We start from the raw sequence: 20,202 nt of genomic DNA, 5'->3' as shown, positions 1-20,202 counted from the left end.
TAACCTTAGTCCGTCAAGGAGCGGACTTGTTTTTTTACTGGAGACCGGAAACGAGAATGGTGAAAACCATTGCTGCGCCGACCCAGAAAAATGTTTTAACCATTCCGGTTACGGGGTCGAGTTTCTTTTCGCGGCCATATTCGCTGTCTTCAGGGGTGAAGACTTCAGTAACAAATGCGCTAATGCTGCTCATGGTCGTTCTCCTGTAAGCGTGATCAAGATTATAAAATCACGTAGTCAATGACCCTTTATTGCCCGTTTTCATGTTTTCAATCCAATGGGAATACTCGAACCCTGTCTTTAATATTTCTGATACCATTTTCGAATTTTGAAATGACTCCTCTAAATGGTTAAAAATATGGAACTATACCAGATTAAAACATTTGTGGTCGTTGCCGAGGAAGGCAATATGACCCGTGCTGCCAAGCGTTTGCACGCCAGCCAGTCCACTATCAGTCTGCATATCAAGTCCCTTGAAGAAGAGTTCGACGTGCGTTTGTTTTTGCGTACCCCCAAGGGCATGCAGCCAACGCCGGAAGGAAAGCAGCTTCTGGAAAAAGCCCGTGATATTTTAGAGTCGGTTGAGACTTTTGAAGCGGAAGCCCAGAGCCTCAAGGGTGAGCTGTCCGGCGTGGCACGAGTGGGGTTACAGACTTCTCCTGTTTACCTCAGGACTCCGCAATTGATTAAATTGATCAAGGAAGAGTTTCCGGGGCTATCCGTGCGTCTGGTGCAGATGCCTACTTGGACAATCCGTAGTGATATTGCCGCCCGTAAGCTTGATGGCGGCTTTTTTTATTCCAATTGTCCGCCGGATGAAGTGGATGGAATTCTGCTTGAGAATACCCTGTTGCACGTGGTTGGACCGTCTTCTTGGAAAGATCAGATGAAAGATGCCAGTTGGGAAGATCTTTCCAAACTGGATTGGATCTGGACTCCTGAGGAATGTTCTTTCAACGTTAAGCTCGAAGAAACATTTTCTTCACGCGATCTCGAAGTTTCCAAATCCATGATTGCCGACAGCGAGGATACCCACAATGCTTTAGTCAAATCCGGCAACGGTATCACCGTAATGCGAGCCGACGAAGCGGCAGAAGGGGTAGAAAAAGGTGAATTTTACATCTGGCCCGGCGGTCATATCGAGGTAGGCCTCTATTTCGGATTCCCGCTCAAAAGGGAGAATGACCCTGTGGTTCGGGCTCTCTTGGACTGTGTTGAAAAGGTCTGGGAAAAGGCGTAGTTTTTTGCCTCCGGCGGCTTTTCGAGGGCCAAATACACTTTTATCCGGGCTTCGCCTCTTCGACGCTAAAATCGTATGAAACAATATCCAAAACAATTATCCCGCACGCATAAGAAATTTCTGCGAAACCTTTTTCCCGGCAGGGAATCGAGTTTTGACGACGGTGCCTTGCTGTCCTGCGGCGTAGACGCCAGCCAAAGACACGCAAAGCCTCTGGCTCTGGTGCGTCCGCAGGAAACCGCACAGGTTGCGGAATTGCTGCGCTGGGCGCAGGGGGAGCGGGTGCCCATCTACCCTCGTGCACGGGCGACCAATAAAGTCGGGAACTGTGTTCCTGTTCGCCACGGTGTTGTTGTCTCCATGCTTGATATGAATGAGATTCTGGATATTGACGGACGCGATTTTGTGGCCGTTACCCAGCCGGGAGTGATTACTGCTGATCTGCAAAAGGCCGTGGAAGCACAGGGCCTGTTCTATCCGCCTGATCCGGCGAGCATGAAAATTTCTACTATCGGCGGAAATATTTCAACCTGTGCAGGGGGAATGCGGGCCGTGAAATACGGAGTCACCCGCGATTATGTGCTGGGTCTAGAAGTTGTCCTGCCCGGTGGTGAAGTGATCCGCACCGGGGGACGTACCCAGAAAAATGTAGTCGGGCTGGATTTAACCCGGCTTATGGTCGGTTCTGCCGGAACATTGGGCTTGGTCACTGAAGCGACTTTAAAGCTGTTGCCCTTGCCGGAAACATCAGCATCAGTGCTGGTGGGTTTTAAAGATTTAGGAGGATGCCTGAATGGAGCAGAGGCTGTGTTCGGTTGCGGAATCCTTCCTACTGCCATGGAACTCATGGATCATAATACAATCAAGGCCTTGGAGATGCACTCTGCAGTGCCTTGGCCGGAAGGGACAGGCGGCTTACTCCTGCTTAAAATAGATGGCTCAGCGGAATCGGTTAAAACTGACCTTGGGCGTATTGAAGAGGCTTTGCGGAGCGTTGCGGTTACCTTTGTGGAGCAGGGCAGCGGAGCTGATCAGGAAAGGCTCTGGGAGCTGCGCCGGGTAATCAGCCCTGCGGCATTCAATCTTGCACCGGATAAGCAGGGCGAGGACGTAGCTGTGCCGCGAGGGAAAGTTGCCGAGGCAATTAAGGGTTATCATGCAATTGGTGAGCAGCTTGGGCTTATTGTGCTCTGTTTCGGACATCTGGGGGATGGAAATATTCATGTCAGCACCATGTACGATAAGTCTGCCGGAGAGCAGGAAAAGGCTCTTAAAGCCAAGCAGCAGATTTTCAGCCTGACCCTTGAGCTTGGGGGAACCCTTTCCGGGGAACACGGCATCGGATTGACCAAGGCCAAATACATCAACATGCAATTGGGTAAAACCCAGCAGCGTTTGATGGCAGGTATCAAGAAGACTTTTGATCCTCTGAATATAATGAATCCCGGAAAGGTGGTCTGATGGCTGCTCCAAAAAGTTGCGTACAATGCGGCAAGTGTCTTGAAGTTTGCCCGCTGTTCAAGGCTACCGGAAGGGAAGATTTGACCCCGCGGGCCAAGTTTTTCCTTGAATCCATCTGCTCCGGTAGGGATGCGGGCGAAGGGCTTAGTGAAAAGGATTTCAAATCATTGGCCTCCCTTTGCCTTTCCTGCGGACGTTGCGAAAAGAATTGTCCGCAGCATATGTCCGGACCGACTCTGGTCTCCGATTTGCGTGCGAGGTCAAAGGGATTTACGCAGTCTTGCTGGGATTTGTGGTTACGCAGTCCCGGTCTGCTTTGGCCTATGGCTGCGGCTCTGTCCAAATTTTCCCCGGAGATACTGCCGGAACCTTTTGGTTCGGCCCGTAAAAGGATGCAGGCGCTTTTTGACAAGAGCCCTGAGCCGTGGGCAGAGCTTGTGCCGCAGGCGAAATTTGAAGAGCGTAAGGTTATACTTTTCAAGGGTTGCGTGGGGCGTTATGCCCGTAAGGATTGGGCAGCAAAGGCTGAACGGCTCATGGATGGTATGGCCTTGATCAGGGCAGAATCCAGGGAGTTCAGTTGTTGTGGTTCTCCCTATGGCAGTGCCGGATTGTTGGAACGGCAATCAGGGGCAAGGGCGAAGAATATAAAAGTTTGGAAAGATGCGGGCTGCCCGTTGCTGATTACTTTTTGCACCACCTGTCTGAAAGGGTTGAAAGAGTATGCCCTTGATGACTTTGCAGGCGATGATGAATTGTATGACAGATGGCAGGCATGCCTGACCCCGTTGTCTTCTTTGTTGCTGGATGCAGAGATCAAGGCTCTTGGAAATGCACCGGAGCAGGTTGTTTATCATAAACCATGCCATGCCCCGGAAGATGATACTGATCAGACATTGGTTGAGCTTATAGCCGGAGAGCGTTTACGTCCGGTTCAGGACGGTCTTTGCTGCGGCTTCGGAGGAATTATGCAATTGGGTGCACCGGAACTTTCCAAAGAAGTGGGCGAATACTCTTTAGCCTGGTTAATAAAGGGCATTAAGCCGGGGGGGCAGATTCTGAGCGGATGTTCCGCTTGTGTGATTCAACTTGTCACTCTTGCAAAAGATGATTATTTTGCCTCCCACTGGCTTGATATTTTGAAATAAGTACTTATTAAATAACATCCGTTTATTTTTATTGACGATAATTAGCGGGCCATTCCGCGCTAGGAAAAAGGAATTTAGATGTTTAATTTGATTGTTTCCAAGTTATTCGGTTCACGAAATGAAAGATTCATTAAAAAACTGAAGCCGCAGATTGATCAGATCGCAGCCCTTGAGCCGGAGATGGAAAAGCTCACGGATGAGCAGTTCCCGCAGAAGATTGCTGAATACAAAGAACAGGTTGCCGCCGGAACCTCCCTTGACGATATTTTGATTGAAGTTTTCGCCCTCGTTCGTGAAGCCGGTAAGCGCTCTCTTGAAATGCGCCACTATGACGTGCAGATGGTCGGTGGCATGGTCCTGCACAGCGGACGTATTGCTGAAATGAAGACCGGTGAAGGTAAAACCCTTGTGGCGACCCTTCCTGCAGTACTCAACGCTCTTTCCGGTAAAGGTGTGCACCTGATCACCGTCAACGACTATCTCGCCAAGCGTGATGCCGAGTGGATGGGCAAACTCTACAATTTCCTCGGCTTGAGTGTAGGCGTAATCGTCCACGGTTTGACCGATGAAGAACGGCAGCAGGCTTACGGTTGCGATATCACCTACGGTACCAACAACGAGTTCGGTTTTGACTACCTGCGCGACAACATGAAGTTCTACAAGGAACAGCTGGTCCAGCGTGAACTGAATTACTGCATTGTCGACGAAGTGGACTCCATCCTTATCGATGAAGCCCGTACCCCGCTCATTATTTCCGGCGCTTCCGAAGATGCGACTTCTATGTATGGCCGGGTCAATTCCATGATCCCCCTGCTCAAAAGGGATGAGGATTTCGAAGTTGACGAGAAGGGCCGTTCCATCACCATGACCGATGACGGGGTCATGAAATGTGAGCAGATTCTGGGTATCGACAACCTTTACGACTCCCAGCATATTTCTTTCCAGCATCACATCATGCAGGGCATCAAGGCCCACCATCTCTTTGCCCGTGATGTTGATTACATTGTTAAAGACGGTCAGGTGGTAATTGTTGACGAGTTTACCGGACGTCTTATGCCCGGTCGCCGCTTCTCTGACGGTCTGCATCAGGCCCTTGAAGCAAAAGAAGGCGTAAAGGTCGAGTCCGAGAACCAGACCCTCGCTTCCATTACCTTCCAGAACTACTTCCGCATGTACAACAAGCTGGCCGGTATGACCGGTACTGCGGATACCGAGTCTGTAGAATTTGCCCAGATTTACGATCTGGAAGTAATCGTTATTCCCACTAACACTGCAATGATCCGTAAGGATTTCCCTGACTCCATCTACAAGACTCAGCGTGAGAAATTCAACGCCATTGCCGATGATATTGCCGCCAAGTACAAGAAGGGCCAGCCCGTACTGGTCGGTACTGTTTCCATTGAGAAATCGGAACTGGTTTCCAGCCTGCTCAAGCAGCGCAAAATTCCTCACAACGTGCTCAACGCAAAGCATCATGAACAGGAAGCGGAAATCGTTGCCGAGGCCGGACACAAGGGTCATGTAACCATTGCGACCAACATGGCCGGTCGTGGTACTGACATTAAGCTCGGTGAAGGTGTTCAGGAAGCCGGCGGTCTGCATATCATCGGTACTGAGCGTCATGAATCCCGCCGCATTGATAACCAGTTGCGCGGTCGTTCCGGTCGTCAGGGTGACCCCGGTTCCACCCGTTTCTATCTTGCCCTTGATGATGATCTTATGCGTCTGTTCGGTTCAGACCGTATCGCCGGAATCATGGACAAGCTGGGCATGGAAGAAGGTGAACCCATTGAGAACGGTATGGTTACCAAGGCTATTGAGAATTCTCAGAAAAAGGTTGAAGGTCATAACTTTGAAATCCGCAAACAGCTTCTGGACTACGACAACGTCATGAACCAGCAGCGTGAGGTTATCTACACCCTGCGCCGTGATGTTATGTACTCTGAAGATATGTCTGAGATGACTGCAGAGTTTTTGGAAGAACTTTTCGATGATGCTTTCTATGCAGTTGAAGAAGCTAAAGGTAAGCCCCTTGATGCAGAGACCGAGGAAATGGTCCGTGTTCGCCTTGATGAGCTCTTCGGCTTCAACCGTAATGAAGAATTCAAGGAAGCGCTGCCCACCCGTGAGCAGGCTGAAGAATGGGTTTCCAAGACTCTCGACACACTTAAAGAGAGTGCCGGAGACCATTACCATGAAATCCAGCGTTACTTCCTGCTTGAAGCTCTCGACCGTAACTGGAAGGAGCATCTGCTGAACATGGACCACCTGCGCGAAGGTATCGGCCTGCGCGGTTATGGTCAGAAAGATCCCAAGCACGAGTACAAGCGTGAAGGTTTTGAACTCTTCCGTGAGATGCTGGACCGTATTAAGGAAAACACAATTCGTGCACTTTGCCACCTGCGCATTGAAACAGAGGTTCGCGAAGACGAGTTCCAGCATAAGCAAAGCAAGTCTGATCTTGAGTATTCCGATTCCGATAATACCGAAACAAAGAAAAAGCCGAAACGCCGTAACGAGCCTAAAGTTGGCCGTAACGATTCCTGTCCCTGCGGTAGCGGTAAGAAATATAAGAAGTGCTGCGGAAAATAGAAGCAGTCCTTAATCCGAAGATTAAAGTCCCCCGGCACGTTGTGCCGGGGGACTTGTTTTTTGGGATTGGTGTTGTAGTTTAGAATTTTTCAAATTCATCTTCAGAGAAACTGCTGTCCATATCCAGTGCCAGCCCGGACGGGGCATCATTGTCCGGATGTGGAGTATGTTTTTCGTGAGAGGCGGCAGGCAAGGCATGAGAAGCATTGCGGTTGTGGTTGTTAACTCTGAAGAAGCCCATAGTCTGCTGCAGTTCTTCTGCCTGACTGGACAGTTCTTCGGAAGTGGAGGCCATTTCTTCGGATGCCGAGGCATTTTGCTGGGTAACCTGATCAAGCTGCTGGACAGCTTTGTTGATTTGCTCAGCGCCGCTAAGCTGTTCGCTGCTGCCGGCGGTTATTTCCTGAACCAGATCGGCGGTCCGCTTGATATCAGGGACCAGTTGAGCCAGCATTTCTCCGGCTTTTTCCGCTACATCAACTGTTCCGGAGGAGAGTTCTCCGATTTCACGTGCGGCTTCACCGCTTCGTTCGGCAAGCTTCCTTACTTCTGCGGCAACAACAGCAAACCCTTTACCATGCTCTCCGGCACGTGCTGCTTCGATTGCTGCGTTCAAGGCCAGCAGGTTGGTCTGGCGGGCGATTTCTTCAATGATGGAAATCTTCTCCGCAATATTCTTCATGGCATCTACAGCTTGAGTTACAGCTTGTCCGCTCTTTTCGGCCTGCTGTGCAGACTGCACGGCAATGCTTTCAGTCTGCTGGGCATTTTCAGCATTTTGCCTGATGTTGGCGGTCATTTGTTCCATAGATGAGGAAACCTCTTCCACATTAGCTGCCTGCTCTGTAGAGGCTTGAGACAGGGATTCCGCCGTTGCCGAGAGTTCTTCACTGCCGGAGGCTACGTTTTCACTGGCACTGCCCACTTCTCCGACAACAATGGAAAGACGGTTTACCATATTGTTTAAGGCGGCAGCGAGGACACCTACTTCATCTTTCTGGTTGATGTCTAAAGTACGTGTGAAGTCGCCTTGAGCCATACGCTGTGCAAAACGTACACCCATCTGGATAGGTCCGGTAATGGCTTTGGTCAAAACAAAAGCGGTCAGTATTCCAATGAATAGTGCGATCAGAGCTCCGCTGAAGAGGATCGTAGTCGAGGTCTCTATCTGTCCGATCATTTTGGATTTCTGGTCTGCCCTTGCTGCACGGCACTCTGCGTCAGCTGCTCTTGCAGATTCAACCATTACTTTTTCAGCACCAACCTGCTGCGCCATCAGCTCTGTATAGCTTTGAAAGTGAGTGTAATAACTTGAAATGGCTTTGAGTACTGTTGCAACCTGAGCTATGTTCGCAGGATTCTTGAACCTCTGTTTCAGGTTGTCGGTCAGGTTCTCAATATTGATGATATCGGTTTTGACCAATTCAAGATATTTGGGATCGGATGAAATTATGTATTCTTTCTCGTTCTTCCGGACGTTGATGAACCATTTAATGGCTCGGTTGGCGTCATCTGCTTTGGCAAGCTTGTCGGTAATATCCTGTTGTCCGGCATTGTAGACCGAGCCGATAGTCTGGAATTGCGATCTGAGTATGCCGCTTTCTATCTTGCGTTTTGTCTCAGCAAGTATGGTTTCAAGCTGTTTTTTCTGTTCAGAACGAACTTTTTCAAGCTCAGAGAGGGCAATGCGTGCATCTTTGCGCATCAAATTCATTGTCTCGGCTCTTTTAGTTACCAATCCAACATAGCGGGCAAAGGCTGTTTCATATTTATCAATAGCCTGCCCCAGTCCAGTCATTTGGTCATGGTTTATTTTTTGTGAAAATTTTTGATTTGTGGTTTTTATCTGTTCCCGTAAAGTACTTATCAATTCCTTGTGTTTTTGCAGGTAGGCGTTGTCTGAACGCAGGATGTAGTTTTTTTCACTCATGCGGGTTTCAAGGATAGTGCGAACCATGCGGTTGACGTCGTCAGCCTTATCGACCCTGTCCTCAATTCCCTGCATGCCGTTATGACCGACATAGGCCATAGCAATCGTTAATATGATCATGAGCCCGAAGCTCAATCCAAGTTTCATTGCCAGTTTCATGTTTTTCAACATAAGAACCTCCTTATGTGGAAATATCGCTATTATGTATTGTATATGGGTCTCGGTTTTAGTTTATAACACACCTCAAAAGTGGAAAGAAAGGAAAATGTTAATAAACGATTATATAACGGAGTCAGTAAGCTTCAGAAGATCTGCTTATTTTGGGTAAAAAAAGTATTGATTGTCTAATCAATGAGGTGTAGAGAGCTGCATCAATTTTGAACACAAGGTCGTACTATAATCCAAAAAACAATATAATATTCAGTGAGTTTTAAAAAAATGCTCGCATTATTCTTTCAAACTTATTTAAAGCTGTTTTTTGTTCTGACCCCTTTTTTTGCTATCTCCGCATTTTTGTCCCTGACTCAGGAGATGACTCCAGCAGAGCGGAAAAAAACGGCTGTGAAGGTAACTGTGGCTGTTATTGTCAGCTCTGTGATCCTTTATCTCTACGGCAGGTATATCTTTGACCTGTTTGGTATCACTCTTGATGCTTTCCGCATCGGTGCCGGAGCGGTTCTATTTCTCTCTGCACTGAATATGGTTAACGGCGGAGGCAAGAAATTCGATGCCGGTAACGAAGATGATGACATTGCGGTTGTGCCTCTGGCTATTCCTGTCGTGGTCGGTCCCGGGACAATTGGTGCCTTGCTGGTCATGGGTTCGGGCGTGCAGGGATATAAAGATATGTTTTTAGCCTGTAGCGCGCTTGTTGCCGCTGTATTAACGGTAGGAATTCTGTTATTTGTCTCCTCAAGCCTCAAACGTCTCCTTGGGAGGAGAGGTCTGAACATCATGAGCCGTTTGACCGGGCTGGTTGTCGCGTCCATCGCTGCCCAGATATTCTTTACCGGGGTACGCAATTTCATGCTGAACTAGTTGTTACGGAAAAGGAGGATTCGCAATGGCAGGAGTAAAGAAGTTAACCGACAGGTTTTTGATCGCACTTTTCAGACGAGGTAAGGCTGATTACCTGCCGCCGTCTTATTTGGAGACTGAAGGTGGAAAGGTGCTTGCTCCGGGCGAAACTGACAAGCTTCAGGAATTGCTTGCCGATTTGACCGGCAAGGGAATTCTTGAAGAAAAGGAAGGCGAGTATAAGCTCCTTTCCGATCCGTATGCATAGTTAATTCAAGCTATTTTTAAAAGAAGAAGGCCGCAATATCTTATAGGATATTGCGGCCTTTTTTAATCAACTGGTATGAACGAGCAATCCATGTTCTGCTCTTCGTCGACTTCCACGATAGCAACGCAGGGTGGCCGTTCATCTCTTGGTGAGGTCAAGCTGCCGGGATTAATCATCTGTACTCCGCTGACAATGGACCAGTCCTGAATATGGGTGTGTCCGTAGCAGACCAGATCATAATCCGGCCCGAAGGATTGGGCCACATTGAGTGAAACCTGTGAACGTGATCCCCAGCCGTGGGCGATGCCGATTCTTAATCCATGGAAGTTAACGGATTCAAGCGGCTGGAGGTAGTCCGAAAGGGTCCATTCATCACAATTGCCCAAGGCTGCGTGGAAATTTGGATGCTGGCAGAAAAACTGCCACATGGAAAAAGTGGTCAGGTCACCGCAATGCAGGAGTAGATCCGCATTTGCGAGATACTTATTAAAAACCTCCGTGAGCCTTTTGTCAGGCTCACGGAGGTGGGTGTCAGATATAACTGCGATTTTCACGGTGCTTACTTTTCGGGGGCTGCATCCGGGTTGGTGGTCATCTGCGGTTTAGGCTTGTTGGGGTCGATCTTGGCGTCCCTGACCTGTTTGGCCCGGTAACTCAAGTAAGCATCCCTTAGAGCGAGATAGGGGTCAATAGAGCCTTCCTTGAGGGATTCGTATTCCCCGATGTGGAATGAAAGCTTGTTGATCTGGTTGTATGCTCCTGCAGATGCAGAGTAGTACCAGGGAATGCCGAACCACCAGAACGGGTTGAGCACGAAGGTATCGATTCCAAGACCCACTGAATCACGAATTGTGGAAGGACCGAAGAATGGCAGTACGAAGTAAGGGCCGTTGGGAATACCCCAGACACCGAAGGTCTGTCCCATATCTTCGTTGCCGAGATAGAGAGGCATGGTTGATTGTGCATCGCCTACAACATTACCAAGTCCGCCCAGTCCGAAAATGGAGTTGGCTACAAATTTGGATGTTTCAGCTCCGGCAGTATAGAATTTACCCTGCAGCAGACAGCTGGTCAGGCGTACGGGGTAAAGCATGTTCTGGAAAAAGTTGTTGGTCCATGTTCTGGGTTTGAGCGGGACCACCCACATGTAGCCCTTGGTAACGGGTTTCATGATGTTGAAGTACAGGTAGTCGTTGAACTTGAACATCGCACGGTTATAACCCTGCCACGGATCAGAAGCATATGCTTCTTCGTGTTGCTCGGAATCACCCCACATATCTTCGCTGAATTCATCTTCAGCATATTTCTCAGGATTATTTTTTACGGCACCGATCACACCGGAGCCGACTTGAGCCACCATTATGGATTCTTGGATGTCCGCTGATCTTACCTGTGACGGAAAAGTCAAAAGGATCATGGTCAGAACCACAAAGGCAAGTATTGTTGTGGAATAGTTCCTGGTCATGGTTATTGTCCGTTATTTAATGCCGTTTTCAGTTGTGGCTTTAGGGTTCGCTTTAAGTTCAGCACATTTGGCTTCGAGGCGCTTGAACAGTTTTTTCTTGCTGGCTTCGAAGGTCTGATCGTTAGTCGTGTCAAGAATTCCGGTAAACTGGGTACGATAGTTCTTGACCAGACTTACGCCTTCAATTTTGACATCATAGACATCCCACTCACCGTCGGTGAGCTTCATGCGGTAGAAAACAGGAATATCCTGTTTGTCAGTTAGTAAACGAGTGTCAACTTGAGCATATTTTTCCTTAATAATAGTCTCTTTGTCAAATGCGACTTTTTCACCGGAATATTCACCGACACGACCAAGGTAGGTCTGCTCAAGCAGGTTGGTGAAAAGGGATACGAAGCGTTCTTTCTCTTCGGGAGTGAAATTGAGCCAAGGACGACCGATTGATCGTTTGGAGAGTTCTTCGAAGTTAAAAAAATCCTTTATGGTTTCGCGGATTTTGAGAGCCATCTCCTCCTGCTTGGCAGGGTTGCCCTTAAGTTCAGGGTCATTGAGAATTGCTATGACACCCTGAATCCCGGAACGCAGCCGGACCATGGGGGAGTTTTCAGCCGCGAAGGCCGCTCCCGCTGAAAGGCTGAGGAGCAGTACAATAATGAATATGGATAATGTTCTTTTCATTGCGGAGAACCGATTATTTATTAAATTGTTTTTTCTTTAGACTTTGCCAAAAACATACTTGCTGATCAAGTCTTCAATATCAATTGCAGACTCGGTTTCAATTATAACTCCGCCGGGTTCAATGGGGTCTCCAACGCCTCCGGGGGTTATTTTGATATATTTATCCCCGATTAAACCGCTGGTCTTAACCGAAGCAATGGCATCGTCGGTCAGTTCGATGCGTTTTTCAAGGTTCAAAGTGAGTACTGCCTTCTGTTTCTCTATGTCGAGATTAATTTTACTCACATAACCGATGGGAACACCCATCATTTCAACGGGAGAGTTAACCCGGAGTCCGGTCACGTCGTTAAAACTGGCAGTAACCTGGTAATGGTCGTCTGAGAACATATGCACATCGCCAAGTTTTATACTCATGTAGACAATGCAGAGCAGACCGATAAAAACAAATATGCCGACGGCTGTTTCTTTAGGATATTTTTTCATGCCGGAATCCGTGTCCAAATTAATTGCTGTTCAAGTCGCCAATATATTTGGCGCAGTCCATTTTCATAACTGAGGGATCAAGGGGAGCCATGGTCAGGCGAGGAGCCTCACGTTCTTCACTTTCACGATCCAGAAATTGACGCAGATAAGGTTCTTCCGTTGCCAGAAGTTCATCCTTCTGACCCTTGAAAAGGGTTTTACCTTCACCGAGTACGACAACGTAATCGGCTATTTTTTGCATGCTGGCCAGATCATGGCTGACCACCACAATGGTCATATCGAACCTTTCCTTTAGTTCAAGGAGCAAACCGTCAAGCTCGGCCGAGTTGATGGGGTCGAGTCCTGATGTGGGTTCGTCGCAGAACAGGATATCTGGGTCCATGACCATGGCGCGGGCCAATCCGGCCCTTTTGCGCATGCCCCCTGAGAGTTCATTGGGGTAGTAATCCATAAAATTTTCAAGACCCACGAGGCTAAGCTTGGCTTTAACCACTTCGTGGATTTGGTCTTGTTTGAGCCGGGTATGCTCACGTAACGGTAGGGCTACGTTATCAAACAGGGTGAGGGCACCCAGCAGGGCTCCGTCCTGAAAAAGAACGCCGATGCGTTGCTTCAGACAGCGGAAGGCCTTCCGTTTGAGTTTATAAATATTGTGCCTGCCCAGATAGACGGCTCCGTCCATAGGGATGTTGAGTTTGAGGATGTTTTTAAGCAGGGTCGATTTACCGCAGCCTGAGCGTCCGAGAATGACGGAGATTCCACCGCCGGGAAGGGTCGCGTTGATATCGGAAACCACAGGCTTATCGCCGTATCCGATAGTCAGGTTCTCAATTCTAATGTCCGGTGCTTTGGTACTCATCCTGTTCCTCTATAGAAGTAAGGAAGTTATGATGTAGTCGGCCACAAGGACCAGCACACAGGACATAACTACTGCGGTTGTTGTTGCCTGGCTTACGCCTTCAGGACCCTTACCGTCTTTGCGGTGGTGGGTGAAATAACCCTGAAAGCAGCATACGGTGCAGACCAGAACAGCGAAGACAAGTGATTTATTGAATCCTGCGGAAATATCATCCCAGCCCAAGGCAGTGTGCACCCGGTGCCAATATACGCCTGCATTGCCGCCCATAAGCATGACTCCGCTCATATAGCCCCCGGCAATACCGATAAGGTCGAAGAGGGCTGTGAGGATCGGGAAGGATATAAGTGAAGCTACCAGTTTCGGGCTGACCAGATAGTTAATGGGGTTGATGTCCATGAGTTCGAGGGCATCAATCTGCTCCGAGATGCGCATGACCCCGATTTCAGCCGTCATGGAGGACCCTGCCCGTCCGGTGAGCATTATGGCGGTAAGTACCGGGCCAAGTTCGCGGACCAATGAAAGGGCCACGGCTGCTCCGAGAAATCCTTCGGAACCGAATTTAGATAAGGCGTATTGAGTCTGGAGCCCCACAACCATGCCGGTAAAAAGTCCGATCAGGGATATGACAGTAATGGATTTTACTCCGATGAAGTAGAGTTCCTTTACTGATTTATTGAAAATTCCAAGTGAACTGAAAATATGAAGCAGGCCGTCCATGAGGAAAATGAACATTGCTCCCGCTTCATTAAGGAGATTAATGGTGTATTTCCCAACCAGATTTAACGGCAGGAGTATTTTGTTTTCAGTTTCAGTTCGAGACATGGTCAGTTAATTACCATAAATAGTACTTAAAGCGTTAATTAAAATTTTTAGATGCTTTTATTGCGAATCAATATAGGGTGAAGCTAAACCGTCCCCTTAGCACAATGATCTGGAAAATAAAAGGACGAAAGAGGTCTAGGAGAGGTATTAATTCCGGACCGGTCCAAACAGTCTTTTCCAGATCAATCTTAGTCATCGAGACCGTTTTTATTTTCCCACCAGCTTGGCGGAGGACCGAGATACCACCAGTCTTTATGGTCGGTCTCAGCTATCTTATCGGCCAGTTGCTGGCCTTCTTCAGTACGCAATCTTTTTAGTGCAGATTCCAGCCATTTGCCGGCGTAAGGATTACCCATATCCAGTTCCTCTTTGAGGTTAAGGATAAAATCCAGCTGGTCAGCATCCTGCGCCAGTTTAGATTCAAGGGTTTCACATTCTTCAAGTTCTTCCCAATGGGGAAAAATCTTATCTTCAAGCCCTGTACCGGCAAGGGTGTGACGCAGCGACTTGTCCCGGTAGCTGCGGTTGTAGATGCGGTTGACGTAGTTGAAATCCCCGGTGCGTGCTTCATGAAGGTCATGGAAAAGGCACATGAAGACTGTGCGGGCCATGTCTGCCCCGGCCATGTCAGCAAGCACGTATCCCAGAACCGCCACCCGGTAGGAGTGGTCTGCAACGGATTCCGAACCTGTTCCCAGAAACTGGTAACCTGTACGCGGGGTCTTGCGCAGCATGCCGACTTCAAAAAGGAAGTCGGCAAGTCTGGTCATTCTGTCGCGGTTTTCAAGATTTTTCATCATAGGAAAGTCTGATTATATTGATGTAATGTGAAATTTTTATGATCTGTAATCAGCGTTAATGCGGATATATTCATTGGTCAGATCTGAAGCCTGCAGCATGGAGGTTCCGTTGCCGTCACCGAGAGTGATGTTAACTTCAACATCCTGCTTGCGCATAATCGGTTCCAACAGAGCGTCCATATCTCCTTCAACCGGTTTCCCTTTCTCAAAAACAACAACTTTTCCGAAGCTCAGGGTCAGGTTTTCAGGGTCAAACTCTGCACCGCTTCTTCCGGCTGCCGCTACAATACGACCCCAGTTTGGGTCTTCTCCGAAAAGTGCGGTTTTAACCAGCGGCGAGTTCCCGACTGCACGAACCATGAGTTCTGCATCTTCATCTGAAGCAGCTCCGCTGACGTTAATATGCATGACCTTGGTGCCGCCCTCTGCGTCCTGTACTATCATATAAGATAGCTGCTGACATATATCGAGGAGCAGGGTTTCAATAGCTTTCTGTTTGTCACTACTGTCAGCTTTGACCCCGGACGCACCGTTGGCAAAAGCCATAACGGTATCGTTGGTGCTGGTATCACCGTCAACGGTAATGCAGTTGAAGCTCTTGTCAATGCAGCGGCGCAGGGCCTCCTGCCACCATATAGGGTCAACTTCAGCATCACAGGTTACGTAACCGAGCATGGTTGCCATGTTCGGGGAGATCATGCCGGCACCTTTGCACATGCCGAGCATGCGTACCGCTTTGCCGTCGCATTCAATCTCACCCCAAGCCAGCTTGGGAAATTTGTCAGTGGTCATGATTGCTCTGGCTGCTTTTACAGGATCACTGTCAGCAAGAGCTGTTTTGAGTTTGGGTGCTACTTCACGCCATTTTTCCATATTGAAGCGCGGTCCGATGACCCCTGTTGATGAAGGGAGCAGGTCGCGTGAGTTAAGTCCAAGGTATTTTGCCGCCAGTACAAGACTTTCACGGCAATCTTCTATCCCTTCCGCTCCGGTGCAGGCATTTGCCAGTCCTGCATTCACTATGGCTCCGCGGACAATTTGTGATTCAGCAAGAATTTCCTTGCCCACGGTAACCGGCGCAGCCTGAAATTTATTTTTGGTGAACACTGCTGCGGCAACAGCAGGTACATCACTGAGAATCAGGGCCAGATCGTTCCGGCCGCTGTACTTGAAACCAGCCTCAAGGGCTGCAAACTTATATCCTTGGGGAATGTGAAGCATGGTCTTTTATCCTCTGAAATATGCTGTCAGCAGCGGTGTTGACAGTAGTTTTTAGTAGTTACTCTCTCGGAAAAAACTGTGCAAGATAAAATAGCTGATTAAAACAAAAGTTGTTGTGATTCATATAAAAAAAACGGGTCTGTCCAAGCAAGAACAGACCCGTTGATATAAGCTGAATGAGTTCAGACTAATTCAGGAGATCCTTGCGGACGTACTCAACTTTAGCCTTGGATCGCAGTTCGGTTAGGAAAGCGTTGAACACTTCGTTGGCGCGCTGCTGGAAGATGGCATTCATAACCATCTCTTTCTGGGCAGCCCATGCTTCCTCTTTGGGAGGAATACGGTCATCAACACGAGCAACAATGTAACCGCCGGGAAGTTCGAAAACCTCGGCCATCCACTGGTCTTTCTTGGCGGCCAAAGCAGCCTGAGCCAGTTTGGGGTTCATGCCCAGACCGGGAACGAAACCGTCACGACCAAAGGGCTCGGAAGTTTTGAGATCTTTCTTTATGGACTTGAGAGCGTTCGCTTCAGTCTTTTCGTTAGAAAGCTGACTCATGACAGCCATTGCTTTAACCTTAGCTAGCTGCATGGCCTGCTGCTGGGAAAGGAAGCTTTCAATGTCCTGTTTCTGGTCTTTAAGCGGGCTCAGAGACGGGGGAATATCTTCTTCTTTCTCAACAAGGATGTATCCGCCTTCGATGGCAACAGGCATATCAGTGGAGCTACCTTTGGGCAGAGCGATGATAGTCTGGGCTGCACTCTCTGTCATGCCGAAGGCACGGGAGAGGTTTTCGACTGTTGCCTTTTCGCTTCTCTTGAAAGCGATACCAAGTTCTTCAGAAACTTTGTCCAGTTTCATGCCGGAAGCAAGCAGGTCAATAGCATGGTCCAGTTTGTCAGTGATGGAGTCAGCAGCTTTTTCCTGAGCGATCAGGGCGTTGATTTCATCCTTGACCTGATCGAGGTCTTTCTGACCGGCTTCGCGGATATCGTCAATTTTGATCAGGTGCCAACCGAAACGGGTACGCACAGGCTCACTGATTTCGCCTTTTTTAAGAGCGAATGCTGCTTCTTCGAAAGGTTTAACCATTGCACCACGGCCAAACCAGCCCAGTTCTCCGCCTTTGGAACTGCTGGGACCTTCGGAGTATTTTTCAGCCAGCTTGCCGAAATCCTGACCGGATTTGGCTTTGGCGAGAATTTTTTTGATTTTCTTTTCAGCAGCAGCAACATCTTTGTCTGCTGCATTTTCATCAACAGTGATCAGGATATGACGGGCATTTACCTGAGCTTCCTGCTGGAAAGCATCTTTATTGGCTTCGAAGTAAGCCTCGATTTCTTCGGGATTTACAGTCTCGTTGATGGACAGTTCTTCCGGAGTGAAAGCAATGTATTTAACTACAGAGCGTGCCGGGATGGTGAACTTGTCCGGGTTAGCCTTGTAGAAATCTTCAATCTGTTTTTCGCTGATCTTGATATTCTTAACGAATTCAGCACCGGATACATAGTAGTAATCGATCTGAACTTTTTCAGCGGCAGAATCAAAAAGTGCACGGGCATCAGCTTCAGTGGGTTTGACCGGCAGGGTTACATAGTCCTGCAGCTTGCGGATCAGAGCGCTGTTGCGCACATCATTTTCAAAAGTAGCTGCGGACATGGCTCTGCTCTGAAGGAAAGCCTGATAGAGATTCATGTCGAATTTGCCGTCTTTGTCTGCAAATGCGGGAATCTGACTGATGCTGTAGGAAAGTTCACTGTTGGAGACAGAGAGACCGAGTCTTTCTGCTTCCGTTTCCAGAAGCTTCTGGCTGACCAGTTGCTCAAGGACAGCTTTCTTGAATTCAGGGGACTGCAGTTGATCGGAGTCTACATTGGGATTCTGGGCCCGCAATGCTTCAGCGGTTTCGCGATAGACCTGCATGAATTCCTGAGTCGGAACAGGCTGGTCGTTAACATAAGCGATTACCGGATCGGTGTTGCCGTTGAATCCGCCGGCGCCGAAGGCAAAAATAAAAACTGCGATAATGATACCGAATGCGATTTTGATACCCCAGCTCTGGGCATTTTGGCGCAGAATGTCCATCATGGCTTCTTCAGTCTCCGTTTGCAGCAGGTGCTGCTTTCAAGTGTTTATTCTATTCTAACTGGCAGGGCTTCCACCGTTGCGGATGCCCTGCCATACTCATTTACAGTTGTTTACCGACGTAGTTCAAAAGGCCGCCGGCTTTTATGATCTCAAGTTCTTTTTCAGAAAGGTCGTTTTTGGCTTTGATTTCAGCTCCATCAGCCATGACAGTGGTTTCTCCGCCGGGGGTGATGGTGGTGGTATCAATGGTCAATTTACTACCTTCCGACAGTTTGTCGTAATCGCTCTTTTCAGAGAGTACAAGGGGTAGAATGCCAAAATTGATAAGATTTGCACGATGAATGCGTGCAAGGGACTTGGTAATAACGGCAACAACACCCAAATGACGGGGGCCGAGAGCAGCATGTTCGCGGCTTGAACCCTGTCCGTAGTTTTCTCCGCCGAGAATGATTCCGCTATCGGCAGCTTTCATACGGCCGACGAATCCTTCATCAACACGACTGAAGATATATTCACTGATCGCAGGAATGTTGGAACGCAGTGCTGTGATCTGCGCGCCTGCGGGCAGGATGTGGTCAGTAGTAATGTCATCTTCGACCTTGAGGCGGATTTCAGATGAAATCTGGTCCGGCAGGGCGGAGAATGTTTCAAGGGGAACAATGTTGGGACCGCGCACGATTTCAACTTCGTCCCTGTTTTTAGGAGGGAAGATGAACAGATGACGGATTGAAGGAACGTCTTCAGGAAAATCGATCTTGGCCGGAGGAGTTCCCCAGGTTGCCGGATCGGTAAATTCACCTGCAAGTGCCAGTTTGGCGGCAGTCTGCGGGCTGGCAAGATAAACCTGCGCATCCTGAGTTCCGCTGCGTCCTTCAAAGTTACGGTTGAAGGTACGTACGCTGACTCCGGCAGAAGTGGGGGAGCCGCCCATGCCGATGCAGGGGCCGCAGGTACATTCAAGCAATCTTGCGCCGGAATCAATGAAGTTGGCGATCAGTCCGTCGGAAGCAAGCATTTTGAGAACCTGCTTGGAACCGGGGGAGATCATCAGATCCACACCCTCAGGCAACTGCTGGTCCTGCAGGATCATAGCGGTCGTCTTCAGGTCGGAGTAGGAAGAGTTGGTACAGGAACCGATGGCGGACTGGTTTACCTTAAGTCCGGCAAGGGACTTAACGGTAACAACACGGTCCGGCATATGCGGCTGTGCTACCAGCGGTTCCAGTTCGGAAAGGTTGATTTCAACTACTTCAGCGTAAGTTGCATCCGCATCGGCGATAAGCTCGGACCAGTCTTCTTCGCGGCCCATGGCCTTGAGGAAAGCCTTGGTGTTCTCATCACTGGGGAAGATGGAGGTTGTAGCACCCAATTCAGCGCCCATGTTGGTGATAACGGCTCGTTCAGGTACGGAAAGTGTCTTTACGCCTTCGCCTGCGAATTCGAATACCTTGCCCACACCGCCTTTAACGGTTTTGAGCTCAAGCAGCTTAAGGATAATATCTTTGGCGGAAGCCCATCCGGTCAGTTTACCGGTAAGCTCAACCTTAACCACCTTGGGCATGGGAATGGAATAAGGCTGTCCGGCCATTGCCAGAGCAACAGAAAGCCCACCCGCACCCATAGCCAGCATACCCAGTCCCCCTGCGGTGGGGGTGTGGCTGTCGGAACCGATCAGGGTTTTGCCCGGTTTGGCAAAGTTTTCCAAATGCAACTGGTGGCAGATGCCTGTTCCGGCAGGGGAGAAAACAACGCCGTGCTTGGCAGCAACTGTGCGCAGGTACTGATGGTCGTCCGGGTTGCGGAAACCCATCTGCAGGGTGTTGTGGTCAACGTAACTTACGGAAAGTTCGGTCTGGACAGTATCAATGCCCATCGCTTCAAACTGCAGATAAGCCATGGTGCCGGTGGCATCCTGGGTAAGAGTTTGATCAATTCGTAGTCCGACTTCTGTTCCCGGCTCCATTTTGCCATTCAAAAGATGTGCAGATATGATCTTTTCAGTAATATTTAAACCCATGATACCTCCGGTATGATTGTGCTTTTCTTAAGCGATTTGAAACTAAGTGTCCTGTTGTCCGTCGCATTCCCGCGTACTTCATAAAGTGCCCGCTAAAGCTGTTATGAGAAGG

Annotated in this window: 18 protein-coding genes; 6 read left to right on the top strand and 12 right to left on the bottom strand. The window is 48.9% G+C overall.

Annotated features, from left to right (window positions below; genetic code table 11):
• Positions 1-34: 34 nt before the first annotated feature.
• Positions 35-193, bottom strand: coding sequence for a hypothetical protein (locus ACKU40_RS14500; RefSeq protein ID WP_320173511.1), 159 nt, complete (start codon positions 191-193; stop codon positions 35-37).
• Between the two features lie 153 nt (positions 194-346).
• On the opposite strand from ACKU40_RS14500, the gene ACKU40_RS14495 reads away from it, so the two are divergent.
• From ACKU40_RS14495 to secA, 4 genes are all read left to right on the top strand, one after another.
• The gene (locus ACKU40_RS14495) at positions 347-1,240 is read left to right on the top strand and encodes a LysR family transcriptional regulator (RefSeq protein ID WP_320173510.1); all 894 of its coding nucleotides are present in this window, start codon (positions 347-349) and stop codon (positions 1,238-1,240) included.
• Between the two features lie 75 nt (positions 1,241-1,315).
• A complete protein-coding gene (locus ACKU40_RS14490; RefSeq protein ID WP_320173509.1) occupies positions 1,316-2,701 on the top strand; it encodes an FAD-linked oxidase C-terminal domain-containing protein in 1,386 nt (461 codons plus the stop codon).
• The gene (locus ACKU40_RS14485) at positions 2,701-3,849 is read left to right on the top strand and encodes a (Fe-S)-binding protein (RefSeq protein ID WP_320173508.1); all 1,149 of its coding nucleotides are present in this window, start codon (positions 2,701-2,703) and stop codon (positions 3,847-3,849) included. Before ACKU40_RS14490 ends, ACKU40_RS14485 begins: the two co-directional genes overlap by 1 nt.
• Before the next feature lie 78 nt (positions 3,850-3,927).
• A complete protein-coding gene (gene secA, locus ACKU40_RS14480; RefSeq protein ID WP_320173507.1) occupies positions 3,928-6,441 on the top strand; it encodes a preprotein translocase subunit SecA in 2,514 nt (837 codons plus the stop codon).
• Between the two features lie 79 nt (positions 6,442-6,520).
• Here the strand turns inward: secA and ACKU40_RS14475 are convergent, their stop codons facing one another.
• Positions 6,521-8,542, bottom strand: coding sequence for a methyl-accepting chemotaxis protein (locus ACKU40_RS14475; RefSeq protein ID WP_320173506.1), 2,022 nt, complete (start codon positions 8,540-8,542; stop codon positions 6,521-6,523).
• A 267-nt stretch (positions 8,543-8,809) separates the two neighbouring features.
• Here ACKU40_RS14475 and ACKU40_RS14470 point away from each other — a divergent pair, with 267 nt between their 5' ends.
• Together ACKU40_RS14470 and ACKU40_RS14465 are read left to right on the top strand one after the other, a co-directional pair.
• Positions 8,810-9,409 (top strand): MarC family protein, encoded by a 600-nt coding sequence (locus tag ACKU40_RS14470; RefSeq protein ID WP_320173505.1) that lies wholly within the window; start codon positions 8,810-8,812, stop codon positions 9,407-9,409.
• A 25-nt stretch (positions 9,410-9,434) separates the two neighbouring features.
• A complete protein-coding gene (locus tag ACKU40_RS14465) occupies positions 9,435-9,656 on the top strand; it encodes a hypothetical protein (RefSeq protein ID WP_320173504.1) in 222 nt (73 codons plus the stop codon).
• A 62-nt stretch (positions 9,657-9,718) separates the two neighbouring features.
• On the opposite strand, the gene ACKU40_RS14460 is transcribed toward ACKU40_RS14465, so the two are convergent.
• The 10 genes from ACKU40_RS14460 to ACKU40_RS14415 form a co-directional block, all read right to left on the bottom strand.
• Positions 9,719-10,210 (bottom strand): YfcE family phosphodiesterase, encoded by a 492-nt coding sequence (locus tag ACKU40_RS14460; protein WP_320173503.1) that lies wholly within the window; start codon positions 10,208-10,210, stop codon positions 9,719-9,721.
• Between the two features lie 5 nt (positions 10,211-10,215).
• On the bottom strand, positions 10,216-11,121 hold the full coding sequence (locus ACKU40_RS14455; protein ID WP_320173502.1) for a VacJ family lipoprotein: 906 nt from the start codon (positions 11,119-11,121) through the stop codon (positions 10,216-10,218).
• 12 nt (positions 11,122-11,133) lie between these two features.
• Positions 11,134-11,799 (bottom strand): ABC transporter substrate-binding protein, encoded by a 666-nt coding sequence (locus ACKU40_RS14450; RefSeq protein ID WP_320173501.1) that lies wholly within the window; start codon positions 11,797-11,799, stop codon positions 11,134-11,136.
• A 36-nt stretch (positions 11,800-11,835) separates the two neighbouring features.
• Entirely contained in the window at positions 11,836-12,282 is a 447-nt protein-coding gene (gene mlaD / locus ACKU40_RS14445; RefSeq protein ID WP_320173500.1) for an outer membrane lipid asymmetry maintenance protein MlaD, read from the bottom strand.
• Between the two features lie 19 nt (positions 12,283-12,301).
• Positions 12,302-13,141, bottom strand: a complete 840-nt coding sequence (locus ACKU40_RS14440) for an ATP-binding cassette domain-containing protein (RefSeq protein ID WP_320173499.1) — start codon at positions 13,139-13,141, stop codon at positions 12,302-12,304.
• 9 nt (positions 13,142-13,150) lie between these two features.
• A complete protein-coding gene (locus ACKU40_RS14435) occupies positions 13,151-13,963 on the bottom strand; it encodes an ABC transporter permease (RefSeq protein WP_320173498.1) in 813 nt (270 codons plus the stop codon).
• A 188-nt stretch (positions 13,964-14,151) separates the two neighbouring features.
• A complete protein-coding gene (locus tag ACKU40_RS14430) occupies positions 14,152-14,763 on the bottom strand; it encodes an HD domain-containing protein (RefSeq protein WP_320173497.1) in 612 nt (203 codons plus the stop codon).
• A gap of 36 nt (positions 14,764-14,799) precedes the next feature.
• On the bottom strand, positions 14,800-15,984 hold the full coding sequence (gene argJ, locus ACKU40_RS14425) for a bifunctional glutamate N-acetyltransferase/amino-acid acetyltransferase ArgJ (protein ID WP_320173496.1): 1,185 nt from the start codon (positions 15,982-15,984) through the stop codon (positions 14,800-14,802).
• A gap of 187 nt (positions 15,985-16,171) precedes the next feature.
• The gene (locus ACKU40_RS14420) at positions 16,172-18,073 is read right to left on the bottom strand and encodes a SurA N-terminal domain-containing protein (protein WP_320173495.1); all 1,902 of its coding nucleotides are present in this window, start codon (positions 18,071-18,073) and stop codon (positions 16,172-16,174) included.
• A 100-nt stretch (positions 18,074-18,173) separates the two neighbouring features.
• Positions 18,174-20,090, bottom strand: a complete 1,917-nt coding sequence (locus ACKU40_RS14415; protein WP_320173494.1) for an aconitate hydratase — start codon at positions 20,088-20,090, stop codon at positions 18,174-18,176.
• Positions 20,091-20,202 lie beyond the last annotated feature (112 nt).

The sequence above is a fragment of the Maridesulfovibrio sp. genome (assembly GCF_963666665.1).
Classification (GTDB): domain Bacteria; phylum Desulfobacterota; class Desulfovibrionia; order Desulfovibrionales; family Desulfovibrionaceae; genus Maridesulfovibrio.
This window is presented reverse-complemented; position numbering and strand designations above follow the sequence as displayed.